General features: G+C 48.6%; 10 protein-coding genes. 2 read left to right on the top strand and 8 right to left on the bottom strand.

The features are described 5' to 3' along the window. Nucleotides 1–215: 215 nt before the first annotated feature. Nucleotides 216–647 carry a hypothetical protein gene (locus QFZ77_RS11405; protein WP_307439494.1) on the top strand — a complete coding sequence of 144 codons (432 nt, stop codon included), beginning with the start codon at nt 216–218 and terminating at the stop codon, nt 645–647. 228 nt (nt 648–875) lie between these two features. Here QFZ77_RS11405 and QFZ77_RS11400 read toward each other — a convergent pair whose 3' ends face one another. From QFZ77_RS11400 to QFZ77_RS11390, 3 genes are all read right to left on the bottom strand, one after another. Next, nucleotides 876–2,456, bottom strand: coding sequence for a SagB family peptide dehydrogenase (locus QFZ77_RS11400; protein ID WP_307449444.1), 1,581 nt, complete (start codon nt 2,454–2,456; stop codon nt 876–878). Nucleotides 2,457–2,563: 107 nt separating this feature from the next. Further along, nucleotides 2,564–4,507 carry a TOMM precursor leader peptide-binding protein gene (locus tag QFZ77_RS11395; RefSeq protein ID WP_307439492.1) on the bottom strand — a complete coding sequence of 648 codons (1,944 nt, stop codon included), beginning with the start codon at nt 4,505–4,507 and terminating at the stop codon, nt 2,564–2,566. Next, nucleotides 4,504–6,465 carry a putative thiazole-containing bacteriocin maturation protein gene (locus QFZ77_RS11390; protein WP_307439490.1) on the bottom strand — a complete coding sequence of 654 codons (1,962 nt, stop codon included), beginning with the start codon at nt 6,463–6,465 and terminating at the stop codon, nt 4,504–4,506. The genes QFZ77_RS11395 and QFZ77_RS11390 overlap by 4 nt, the downstream gene beginning before the upstream one ends. 283 nt (nt 6,466–6,748) lie before the next feature. On the opposite strand from QFZ77_RS11390, the gene QFZ77_RS11385 reads away from it, so the two are divergent. Next, on the top strand, nt 6,749–6,874 hold the full coding sequence (locus QFZ77_RS11385) for a hypothetical protein (protein WP_307439488.1): 126 nt from the start codon (nt 6,749–6,751) through the stop codon (nt 6,872–6,874). A gap of 500 nt (nt 6,875–7,374) precedes the next feature. Here the strand turns inward: QFZ77_RS11385 and QFZ77_RS11380 are convergent, their stop codons facing one another. The 5 genes from QFZ77_RS11380 to QFZ77_RS11360 all read right to left on the bottom strand — a co-directional run bounded on the left by QFZ77_RS11380 (nt 7,375) and on the right by QFZ77_RS11360 (nt 11,948). Further along, nucleotides 7,375–8,091 carry an ABC transporter ATP-binding protein gene (locus tag QFZ77_RS11380; RefSeq protein ID WP_307439486.1) on the bottom strand — a complete coding sequence of 239 codons (717 nt, stop codon included), beginning with the start codon at nt 8,089–8,091 and terminating at the stop codon, nt 7,375–7,377. After that, a complete protein-coding gene (locus tag QFZ77_RS11375; protein WP_307439483.1) occupies nt 8,091–8,852 on the bottom strand; it encodes an ABC transporter ATP-binding protein in 762 nt (253 codons plus the stop codon). Before QFZ77_RS11375 ends, QFZ77_RS11380 begins: the two co-directional genes overlap by 1 nt. A 1-nt stretch (nt 8,853) precedes the next feature. Then, nucleotides 8,854–9,804: a branched-chain amino acid ABC transporter permease gene (locus QFZ77_RS11370; RefSeq protein ID WP_307439481.1), complete on the bottom strand. Its 951-nt coding sequence runs from the start codon at nt 9,802–9,804 to the stop codon at nt 8,854–8,856. Nucleotides 9,805–9,821: 17 nt separating this feature from the next. Next, nucleotides 9,822–10,685 carry a branched-chain amino acid ABC transporter permease gene (locus QFZ77_RS11365; RefSeq protein ID WP_307439478.1) on the bottom strand — a complete coding sequence of 288 codons (864 nt, stop codon included), beginning with the start codon at nt 10,683–10,685 and terminating at the stop codon, nt 9,822–9,824. A gap of 93 nt (nt 10,686–10,778) precedes the next feature. After that, nucleotides 10,779–11,948, bottom strand: coding sequence for an ABC transporter substrate-binding protein (locus QFZ77_RS11360; RefSeq protein WP_307439476.1), 1,170 nt, complete (start codon nt 11,946–11,948; stop codon nt 10,779–10,781). Nucleotides 11,949–12,042 lie beyond the last annotated feature (94 nt).

Below are 12,042 nucleotides of genomic sequence, written 5' to 3'. Positions count from 1 at the left end.
GAATATTTCAAGAATCATATTAACGCCAAATACGACAGCTACAGACAGTATGTACTTGGGCCAACTATATTTCCACTTTAACTTCAACACCCACACGAAGAAAATACTGGTAAGCATCAAAGATAGTGACAAAAAAGCGGTTGTATCATGAGAGCGATTTTCGAACCAACCGAGATTATAATATCTGCTGTTGAAAAACTGGATGGAGACAATCGTTGGCGGTGTTGGAGAAAACCGGTATTGATCGCGATAGCATCTTGGTTGTACCCATGGATCAATATCACAAGGATCCAAAAAAACTTGCACTTCGAGCTGTGGACATTCAAGCCAGGGCGTTCGAGGTCGGTATGGCTGTCGCAACGGCTTCTTGTGTTATTGGGACAAGCGTAGGCTTTATATTACATTGGGGTCCGATTGCATGGGGGCTGATTTCCGCGGTTGTAGGCTTTGCCATTGGATTTGGGGCGGTTCGCTTGGCCAGGATGCTCAAAGGCGAACGGGCAATAGCATGTTCACCTCGAAGGCCCGTTCCGGAGATTGCCGTTATCCTACAATGCTGTGAAACAAAGTCTGCTGCAATCCATGATGTTCTGTGGCAGTATCGAGCTATATCGGTTGGGGACTCGACGGAGCCTGCTTCGTCGTGAATTTGATCCAATTACATACCCAAATCCCTGCTGAATCATTAGAAACTTATATCCAATTTTTGATTACGGTATTTTAGAATTACTGATAAGATTCTTACTTTAGAGATAGCACAAAGGGAGTTCACCGAATTTGTGAGCTCCCTTTGTGTTGTGGTTTATTTTTCCAACGTCATCTCTTTGCCTCTAAACGACCCTAATACTCACATAAAGCTCTCAATTAAGCCTCTTCTAGCCGTACAAACCTCCTACCAATCGGGGGCAATGACGATAAGGTCCAACCGGGACTTGGATCAGGCTGGTTAATCCTCGCGAAGCCATCTTATAGATCTCATCACACAATCTGGCATCAAATCCGAGAAGCGGATGTCCCCCTATTCCGATAGCGGTTGCCGCCAACAATAAACGCTGCACGAGCATCCCCGCTTCCATCTGTTGGATGCGGTATCCCCTATACCCCAGAGCACTTACGAGATGCTCTTTGTCTCCTGCCACATGAAAGCATAGCGGAACTTGAAACAGGTTCACGTTATCGGAAGGCATTCCCTGCTGCAGCCTGAGCCGATGATCTCCATGACGTACCCGCCGTAACGTATGAGCAGCACTGTCATAATGGTAAGCGCCGTCCGGAATGCCGTCAATGTTATACAAACAGCCGTACAGTGAGACGCGTGAAACGGGGTTCTCCTGTGCTCCATCCAAATCATTCCGATACCTGAAGGAAGCCGTAGCCTCCTGCAGCAGCAAGGCCAACTGTTCTTGGCTTACCTTGCCCATTACAAAATCACCGTCGGGTGAAAACCGCTTTCGACTTACTGACGCCAGATCGTACAAGAGCCGCTCTACGCGGGGCAGAGGCACCGGGTTATCTTCGCAGTGAACGATCTTATCTTCCCCAATTCGCCGTAAAGGCCGAAGCGATTCCAATAGGGATGCTTCGTTCATCTTGATTAGCATCGGAAACTCCTTGACCCGTCGGGAACGGACGTAGTGATCATGCTGAACCATTGGCATCTCCCGGCATAATTCGGTGGCGGAGATAACTCCCTCTCCCTCCTTCCTATTAGCAAACCAAGAGATCGAAGGTTCCACCGAAAGCGGAATTACCGCATACACACTCTCCTCTCGTTCCGATACCCCGAGTAGATGATTCACGGCCCGATCAAGGAACTGGAAATACACCCCAGATGCAAAGCCAAACCGTTTGGCTACTTCCAATAGCTGCCCAATCAGCGCACCCGCATCCAGTCCTTGCAGGCGGTAGGAAAAGTTATTGTATTTAAAGAAGTTTTTCCAAAACAGGGTCGACACAAAAACAGCACCAAAGCAGCCAGACACATCACAGCGTTTGCCAAGAGACCGGGCTAAGTATGAATCGAAATTGCCTTCGCGCAGCAACACCAGACGGTGGTGCGCCACATCATAATGATATACCCCTGCTGGCAAATCATCTAGCTTCAGATACACATATAATTCATTCGGATATAAGGCTCCCCCTGAGGGAACAAACCGCCGGTACAACTGCAGCAGACCCATGTTTTGTACCATGGAATTCGAGGCAGGAATTGACTGGGACAATTGCGTGAGCCCGAATATGTACCAGAGAAAATGGCCGATTCGACGAAGGTCGGGTTTTACCGGCGCTTCGCCGCCTTCAAGCGTCAGGGGTACTTCCGGAGATAACGGAACCGCAGACAAACCGCGGTAGAGCTTATACGCAAGCGGTTTGTCTTCCCAGTCCACCACCAAGTCCGGCGGTTTGGTCTTGTCAATGTCATAATGCAGATTGTGCAGAAATGCCTCCAGACTCAGACTCAGACTCATCCTTCTCCCTCCTGATAGGAACGAGGGTGTCAACCACGCCACGTTTCTATATTTGATACCGACGGTTGGTAGTCTGATTTGCGTGGACTAAAACCCTATGGAAACGGATGCGGATATGGATTGAGATGTTCTAACTTCAGCGGCTGCTTCGCATACCCGAGTTCCACCGGTACTCTCAACACCCGCTCCAACCCTTCCACGCGGGTAAAGTGATGTCCGAATGTCATCGGCAGCATCCCCGGGATCAGCACTTTCACGCAATGCAGTCCATTCCGTTTGATTTCCGGCGCTGTCAGATCCACCACGATCACATCGAGATTCATTCGGCGGAATGTCTTAAGAATATCCTTCAGATCATCCGTTAAATCGGCATGCCTTGCCTCTCGCTTGAATTCCTCTTCAAACGTTCGCAACGGGCGATTTTCATCCAGCAGAAATTGCAAGCGCTCCTGTGCTTGCGGCAAACCGTACATTAGTGAATGATCCTCCATCTGCCGCACCAGGGAGGAATCGTGAAACATACGAACATACGATTCCCGGTTCGCCTCAAATTTCTTATCAAGATTCAGTACCATGCCGGCCAACTCGTGAACCGCGCCTTTCATTGCCCGTACTGGATCAGGATGAGCCCCGGCCGCACAGATCAGATTCACTCCTGTTTGTTTCCTGTTTTTCGCCACCCCCCAAACGCTTGGAATCCCGTGCTCCATCGTCGAGTTAAAGAAATACACATCAAACCCCGCAACTGCCCGTAATCGATCGATCATCAACTGCAATTCTCGGTCGTTAGCAGAATAAGGGTCAAGGCGTGGGAGAGGCAGCTGCGCATACCAAGTCATCAGAAACGAATCTCGCTCCACTACTTCCAATATGCCGTAAAAAATAGCCTCCTCCAAACTTCCTCCTAATGCGCATCCGTTGGAAGACTCGAACACAAAACCATGCCCGCAGCCCATGCTGTAATAGGCGAGCTGCTCCGGAACCAGAATCGGACGCTCTTGCAAAAACGAATAACCCCATACCCAATTGATGGGGTCATCAGGATTGAATGCTGTGAACGGAAACCCCGGCTGAGCATACTGTTCCTTCGTGTGCACCCCTACCTTGACGGGGTCGATCGCTTGATCCTTCAGATTACTGAAGCTGCCATGGACTACCGTCCGTTTGCCTCGGGGGGCTAGACCGCAATACCTCTCCAGTCCCTCCAAAATGGCGGTCAACTCGCTCACCGCATAGGAATGAGTCCGACCTGCCGTTCCTACGTCCTCTGTGAGCAACGGCAGATTCACACTCATATCGGCAAATGGCGACTCAAGGTCAATCATTTTCCCATTCAAAAAGCCAGTCCGGTAATCCAGATAGTCTTTGATCAGAACTTTATTCAGATCATCCATCGGGCGGGAGCGGTAACTGTCCGAGCTGATCTTCGGACTTGGTTGGAGTGAAATATGAGCTGCTGTCGATGAATCGTCAGGCACTCGGCTACAAACCGGACACAGCGGGTCTGGGAGAAAGAAGTGAAGTGAACTTTCCAGCGTCTTCAGGTTGATCAAAAACACCTTCCCTGCCGTTTGAACCGGGTTTCCTTGCAGCATCCTTCTTGCCTCCGCCACCAGCAGGTGAGCCACCTGCAGAAGTCCTGTACGCGACGCCCATGCATCACGCGTCATTCCCCCGTGTGTTACCAGCCTCATCTGCAGCTTCCGCATCTCCTTGCGCTCGCGTCCCGCCATGAGGCGCCGCGTGTCTACACACTGGGAGCACCCGCTTGTACCCGGACGAACCAAAGGCCCGATTACACCCTCCCCAAATGAAACGAAGCCGCGCAACCAAGGGATGCCGGCTGGTTGCAGCAGCTCTTCCGCCTTTTGATGAATGTAAGGATGCCAAGCATCGTGCAGCACCAGAGCCAAGCCTACCGCTTCCGGTACTCCAGCCTCGAAATCACTCTGACGTACGACCTCGAATTGGGCTGACAGTTCACCGTACACACAATCCGCCAAAACCCCTTCTCCAACAATCACAACGACAGCGCTCACTGGGATCCCTCCTCACGCAGCACCACGCCAAATACCCCAGCCACTTCCTCTTTCAAAAACGGTTCTACTGCAAGATCAAAGACTAATAGCCGCTTACCGTTCCGTTTCAAGACCTGCAAGGCGGACTGCAGAACTTCCGATTTTGCTGACTTTTCACTTGAGGGGATCTCGAGGCTTAGCGGTGCCTGTTCTTCCAGACGCACAGACGAAACTCCCAATGCTTGTGTTTGGAGGTAATCCGGTGGGTTTTGTGCCTCCAGATGAGCCTGTCGTAAAGCCTTCCGCAACGCCAGGGTCACATTCAAGTCTACATGGCCATACCAGCAATCGTTCGTACCGACCCACACTACAGGAAATCCGGATACTTCCTCTCCCAAGCCAATCATCGGTGCTCCCTTCATCGTCGTCAAAGCCTGCAAATAAAATTGGCAGTGTTTATCTTCTATCGCAGACAAATGTACTCGAAAGACAGAAGGTAACTGACATGCCTGCTGCTTGCCCAGTACCTCGGCCAAACACCTTTGCAACCCTCGGCCAATGCCTTCCGCAACCGTTTCTCCTGCTCCAACGCCGATAAATTCATGAGGTTCTATCCTGCTGCGCTCATCTTCCGCATGGGAAGATGATGTAGAAACGAGCAGGCCGGCCATTCGCGACACATACGCTTCAATCCCGGTCAGCCCTGCTTCCCGTCGCGCTCCCTCATGCGTCAAATCGTTACAAACAATGTCAGGCAGCAGCCCAGCCGGTCCTTCCGATAGCGGATCGACTGCTTGAACGCGACACTGAGAGAGTGGCAGCTGTTTTAAGTCACCCTCCTCCCAAATATGGAAAATCCCTGATTCCGCCGATGTTAACTGGCTGAAGTAAGGAAGCAATCCGTTCTCACTTTTGCCTAATCTCCGTTCGAGCTGTTGATCGAAATCGTGAATCCTTCCAGCTGCGGTACGTCCGGTTATAAGCGGATGTGGCTTGAACGAATGCCATTTTCCTTCCAAAGTCTCCAGATTAAGCAGGTAGAATTGATTACTTTGGTCCGAATCGTTCGCTCCCGTCATCCTTTTTAATAATTCAAAGACAATCACATTCGTTAACATCGCTCCCGCTGTGGAAGAAATGGTGTGCAGCTGAGGGTCTTTACAAATCGCGGATTCGTGTATGCTGCGCCACGCTGACTCCCAGCACCCTTCAAAGTCCGGATGCACTAGCGGACCTGCCAGACCCACCTGTTGCACACGTACAGCGGGAAGAAACACCTTCTTCTCCTTTCTGCAAACCGCATGAAGAACCCGCAGTTCCTCGATATCACCCTCCCCTGATACAAATAAAATCGAATCAAACGGCCTCACAACCTCCCGCCAATTACTAACCCCCTTCTTCTGAAGGGTAACCTCCTCTATGGCTACTTTCGTGTCTGTTTTACGGGCATGTGCGGCCAGTTCTAGCATCCGTTGCCGATGGGTCGGCTCTGAACCCGAGACCAGTACGTGAAACTTGGGCAATCCGGATTCTAACAGCGCAGAAACCGCTGAGATCAACAATGGACCTGAGCCGACCAGCAATACTTTAGCCTGACGATAGGACTGAAACCGGTAAGCACCCGAATCACCGAAATTGTCCAAAAATTCAATCTGAGAAGCATATTTCTGGAGAACCTCATCCGGCAATTGATGTGGAGTGTCTTGGCTCACATCCCGAACAAAGCCATTACGATACAACATTTCTGCAATTCCATATACCTGGTTCCGGTGTTGGTCCGGCAATCCGTCTGTCAAATCCTCCAACCTATACTCCCCGTTGAATATCGGTATCAGTTTTTCAATCCACTGATCGATCAACTCGCCTTCCATGCGGAACGAGCTTACATTGTTACGAAAATACACACTACCGTTTGGATCAGGGAGAAAAAACGTATCCCTATTCACCTTCAGTCGCATCGAAGGGTTCAAATTTGTCATTCTTTTCCTCCTCCGTGAGCTGTTCTCATGCCCTAACTCATCACAAGTAATCTTATGTACAGCTATTTGTCCCTCATGTCTCATTCTTTATGAGCTCTTCCTGCAGCCAATTCAGTGAAGTGCACCCTTACTTAGACATGGGAAAAACCCCTGGGTCGCTGTCGCTGCAGGGGCTTCGCTTCTCATTAAGTAGTCATTGTCTTCCGCCTGGAAGCAAGCAATTACGGGTATAAACGTTACCTTATCGGCAAAAACAATCTCAACGGCCTCCATGGTGACAGTTATGATGGCAGTTGTGGCAGTTATGATGACAGTTATGACAGTTATGGCAATTGTGGCAGTTATGACAATTGTGACAGTTGTGGCAGTTATGGCATTGGTGACAAGTGAAACAATTGAAGCAATTTAAGTTAATACAACTGAAACAAGTGAAGCATAATCGAGCATCTTGTTGGCCTTGAGCGTTCCAAGGTGTCGCCTCGCTTGCCTTGAACTCGGAAACATTCAACTTCATTAAATCCTTTTTGAAATCATTCATCATTCCAACCTCCGTTTGATAGATAGTTGTGCCGACAGCATATACAACTTCCCTGTGAGATTCGCCAATTCATTCGTGTACCCAATGACAACATATGAACTTAGCTCCGCTCTTGTTACTGATCTAAATGCCTATATTTTATTTGACCTTTATTGCATGCGGATTGGCGGGAATGGCTTATCTTTGCGTAAGTTACTTACTTAACGATTAATCGCATTACCCTGAATAGCAAAAAGGAGCCTAGCCAAGTTCAACTGGCTGAGCTCCTTTTGCTTTTCGTTTTTGCGGATTTACAACATGGAGACGAGCCGTGGTGTATCAAATCCACAATTCGCCGCCGCCAACGTTAACCTTCTATTATTCGTAAACATTCATGCGTGTTTCTTTCCGCCGAGATACGCTTCTTTTACCCGATCATTGTGCAGCAAATCTTGCGCCTCACCGCTTAGTACAATTTGTCCGGATTCGAGAACATACCCGTAATGAGCAATCTTAAGCACCTGTCGAACGTTCTGTTCCACGATCAACACGGTTGTTCCTTCTTGATTAATTTGCTGAATAACCTTAAAAATATCCGCCACAACAATCGGAGCAAGGCCCATGGAAGGCTCATCTAGCAGCAAGAGCTTTGGCCTAGACATCAGCGCCCGTGCGATGGCAAGCATTTGCTGCTGTCCGCCGGACATGGTTCCGGCAAGCTGGTTCACCCGTTCTTTCAGAATCGGGAACCACGCGAACATCTTCTCGATGTCCTGCTGAATAACTTGACGATCACTGCGCTGATAAGCGCCTAACTCAAGGTTTTCGAACACGGTCATCGGAGCAAGCACCTGTCGGCCTTCCGGCACTAGAGCCAGTCCTTCTTTCACCAGTTGGTGCGGCCTCATTCCCTGTACTTGTTTGCCGTTAAGGGTAATCGAACCGTTCCGCGGCGTAAGTACCCCAGCGACCGTCTTCATCGTCGTAGACTTCCCTGCCCCATTAGCTCCAATCAGGGAGACGATTTTCCCTGCGGGCACTTCGAGCGAGATTCCCTTTAAAGCGCGAATGTTGCCATAATACGTTTCTAGATTCTGGATCGTAAGCATTACTCATCCTCCTTCCCGAGGTAAGCTTCGATGACATCGGGATGGTTTTGGATTACTTCTGGCGGGCCTTCAGCAATTTTCACCCCGAAATTGATGCAAACCACTTTATCGCATAGGTTCATTACTAGAGGCATATCATGCTCTACAAGCAACACCGTCGTACCGTTGTCACGAATTTTGCGGATGAGCTCCATCAGCTGGAGCGTCTCGCTTTCGATCATTCCCGCTGCCGGTTCATCAAGCAAAAGCAGTTTCGGATTCGTCGCAAGCGCACGAGCGATTTCAAGTTTGCGCTGCTGCCCATACGCAAGCGTATCGGATCGGATGTCGGCGACGTCTTTCAAGCCAACGAATTCGAGCAGCTCCATGGACCGTTCCCATACATGAGCCTCCTCTTTCTTTTGGAGGGGCAGATGCAATAAAGAGGCCCAGAAGCCGGATCTCGTTACCGAATGCATCCCGACTTTGATGTTTTCTAAAGCGCTCATATGGCCGAACAGACGGATATTTTGAAAGGTCCGCGCGATGCCAAGTCCTGTTATTTGATGGGGAGGCATATTCACCAAATTCGTTCCTTCAAACGTAATGCTTCCTGTGGTTGGCGAGAAAATGCCCGTGATCATGTTGAAAATCGTTGTTTTACCAGCCCCATTAGGTCCGATCAAGCCGAGAATCTGGCCTGGATCTATAGCAAAATTAACGTCCGACAGCGCCTTAATACCGCCGAATGTTTTACCTATTTGTTTTAATTCGAGCAGCATGCTATTGGCCCCCTTTGCCGGAAGTTTTGTTTTTGCGTTTTTTCCATTTGGAGAACGTACTGGCAGTTATCAACCCATGCGGGCGGAAAGCCATGACCAGAATTAACAAACTGCCGTAGAAAATCATTTTGTATTCGGACAAGACACGTAAAAACTCCGGTAGTCCCGTCAACAGCGTCGCCCCAAAGAGCGGACCGATAAGGACTTCCGAGCCGCCGATAACGGCGAATGATAATATTTCCACAACCCGGTGGTAATTGAAATCGTCAGGCGTGATGGTCGTCGTCAGATGGGCATAGATTCCGCCTCCCAGACCAGCCATCATGGAACCGATCAAATAAGCAAGCATCTTGTAATACGTGATATTGATACCCATTGCGCGTGCCGCCGTCTCGTCTGCGCGGATGGCACTGAACGCACGGCCAACCCGGGAGCGGTTCAAACGGATTTGGCACAGCAAAATGACGATGAACAACAGAATCATTGCGATTAAGGTCGATAATGCTTTCATTTGCGAAACAGAAATGCCCCAATCCGATGCGCTGATTCCTATTAATTTTTCCAAATCATATAACCGTGTTCCGATCGATTTCAAACCGGTCAACCCCAGCGCTCCATTGGTCACTTCTAGGTTGAGCATAATAACCCGGACGACTTCCCCGAAACCAAGGGTGGCAATAGCCAGATATAACCCGTGCAGCCTTAATGTCGGATAACCGACAAGTAAGGCAACGACTCCAGTAAGGATAACGGCTACAATCAGTGCAACTATAAGCGACAAATCCGCCGATTTGGTGGCAATTGCAGTGGTATATGCGCCAATGCTCATAAAACCTGCATGTCCGAGCGAAAGCTGCCCCGTAGATAACGTGATATAAATGCTAATGGCCAAAATTAAATTTAAAACCATAAATGTAATTACCTGCAGCGTATAAGGATTTAGCAAGTCCATCTTCTCTTCTGTCCCCCTTACGCTTTTTTCCCAAACAAGCCCTGCGGCCTGATGAGCAGGATGATAATAATCATGCCGAAGGCAACGGCATCCCTGTACGAGGAATCACCATAGGCGACGGCCAAAACTTCAGACAAACCGATAATAATGCCGCACACCATGGCACCGGGTATACTGCCAACTCCGCCAAGGATAAGTGCAGCCAATCCCTTGAATCCCAATGTGAGACCCATAGTGGGTATCAGCGCGGAATATGTGATCCCGATCAGCATACCGGCAATGCCGCCTAGTCCCGAAGCAATCATGACAGTCATAATGATGATAGCATTCGTATTGATGCCTAGAATACCAGCCGTTTCGACATTCTCCGCAGTTGCTCTAAGCGCTTTGCCCATTTTGGTCTTTTGAATCCAATAATGTAAAACAATCATTAAAAACAGCGAGACACCGATGATAATAAGATCTGCAATACGCAACTGCACCGGACCCATATGCAGAATTGTCGTGCCGACCGCTGGCACCGAACGAGAATCTGCACCGAAGAACACATGAGTTAATTCTTCCATAAGAATAGCGAAGCCGATGGTACTAATTAAAGAAGCCAAATGCGGCACGTTCTTTTTCCTCAGAGGCCGCAGCGCTGTGAATTCAAGTCCAAGACCCAGGATTCCGGATACGATTACGGCCACTGGAAATGCAAAACCAATCGGCAATCCGGAATTAACAGCAAGGCTTAAACCAACAAGCGATCCAAAAATAAAGATCTGACCATGTGCCATATTAATAATACGCAGCACACCAAATATGAGCGTATAGCCGATTGCGATCAACGAATATGTACTTCCGACGGTTAATCCGTTGAATAGCTGCTGCCAAATCATGATTTCTCCTCCTATGTTCAAAATGTGATTAGCAAAACAGTTACCCGGGCAGCGCCCGGGTAACTTGGTATCGCTATTATTTTGAAAGTGTTCCTATTCGAAAGGAACAAACTTACCGTCTTTAATCGTAACGACAACCGGCACGCCGATCGGATTCCGTTTTTCATCAAAAGAAAGCTTTCCGGATACGCCATTGAAATCCTTCAGCTTGGCCAATTCGTCACGCAAAGCATGGCGATCGGCAGCTTTTTTCGTTTTCAGCAGCGATTGAGCGATAATGTACAAGCCGTCATAAGCCTGAGCAGCAAACTGATCCGGCTTTTTGCCGTATTTCGCTTCATAGTTTTTCACGAACTTCTGTACATTGTCATCTTTTTTATCCGTGCTGAACGGGGTTGCTACGACAAGCCCTTCCGCCGTTTTACCGGCAATCTCCAACACTTGCGGGTTATTGAAGCCGTTGCCGCCGATAATCGGTACATTCAAACCAATTTCACGCGCTTTTTTCACGACCAAGGAACCTTCCTTATATAAAGCCGATACGAATAACGCATCCGGATTGGTTGCTTTGATCTTGGTCAACTGTGCAGCGAAATCCACATCCCCATTAGAGAACGTTTCTTCACCCAAATTTTGCAATCCCACTTTTTCAGCCGTTGCCTTCATCGTTTTAAATCCGGACACGGAGAAATCGTCATTTTTCGAGTAAATGAACGCTGCTTTTTTAATGCCATACTTCTTAACAGCCGCATCCATGGCAGCAGGAATTGCTACCGATTCAGGCAAAGAATTACGGAATACGTATTCGCCAATATCATTAATGCCTTCAGCCGTATTGGAAATTCCGAGAATTGGCGTTTCCGCTTCAGTTGCGACCGGTCCAACAGCAAACATTTCGCCGGACAGGGTCGGACCGATGATCCCAACCACTTTATCTTGGTTAATCAATTTATTAGCCGCGTTGATAGCGCTCTCTTTCTTGCCGGCCGAGTCTTCGATAAGCAGTTCAATTTTAAGATTACCTTTATTTATTTCGTTTAACTCGGTTTTGGCAAGCTCTAAACCTTGTTTCTGGGCTTCCCCATAAGCCGCCCCGCTTCCGGAAATAAATCCGATATAACCGATTTTAGCTACTTGCTCGCCTTTACCGGCTGCTGCTCCCGCCTCGTTGTCTTTTGCCTCAGGTTGAGCTCCACAGCCTGCCAACAGCGATACGCTCAAAACCGCGGAAAGCATTGTAATCATTACTTTTCTCTGTCTCATGCTGCATCTCCCTTTAAAAATAAATAGTAATAATGAGAAATGTAACAAATTTACTAACTAAGTGTCAATATATTAAATTATGGAACACATTTAC

Source organism: Paenibacillus sp. V4I3, from assembly GCF_030817215.1.
In the GTDB taxonomy this organism is placed as follows: Bacteria; Bacillota; Bacilli; order Paenibacillales; family NBRC-103111; genus Paenibacillus_E.
Note: the sequence above shows the minus strand (reverse complement) of the source record. Positions and strands in the feature narration are given on the sequence as shown.

What these genes read in the sequence shown, in the direction of transcription:
- QFZ77_RS11390 (WP_307439490.1), bottom strand. Translation starts at nt 6,465, where the DNA reads ATGACAAATTTGAACCCTTCGATGCGACTGAAGGTGAATAGGGATACG.
- QFZ77_RS11385 (WP_307439488.1), top strand. Translation starts at nt 6,749, where the DNA reads ATGATGGCAGTTGTGGCAGTTATGATGACAGTTATGACAGTTATGGCA.
- QFZ77_RS11380 (WP_307439486.1), bottom strand. Translation starts at nt 8,091, where the DNA reads ATGCTTACGATCCAGAATCTAGAAACGTATTATGGCAACATTCGCGCT.
- QFZ77_RS11375 (WP_307439483.1), bottom strand. Translation starts at nt 8,852, where the DNA reads ATGCTGCTCGAATTAAAACAAATAGGTAAAACATTCGGCGGTATTAAG.
- QFZ77_RS11370 (WP_307439481.1), bottom strand. Translation starts at nt 9,804, where the DNA reads ATGGACTTGCTAAATCCTTATACGCTGCAGGTAATTACATTTATGGTT.
- QFZ77_RS11365 (WP_307439478.1), bottom strand. Translation starts at nt 10,685, where the DNA reads ATGATTTGGCAGCAGCTATTCAACGGATTAACCGTCGGAAGTACATAT.
- QFZ77_RS11360 (WP_307439476.1), bottom strand. Translation starts at nt 11,948, where the DNA reads ATGAGACAGAGAAAAGTAATGATTACAATGCTTTCCGCGGTTTTGAGC.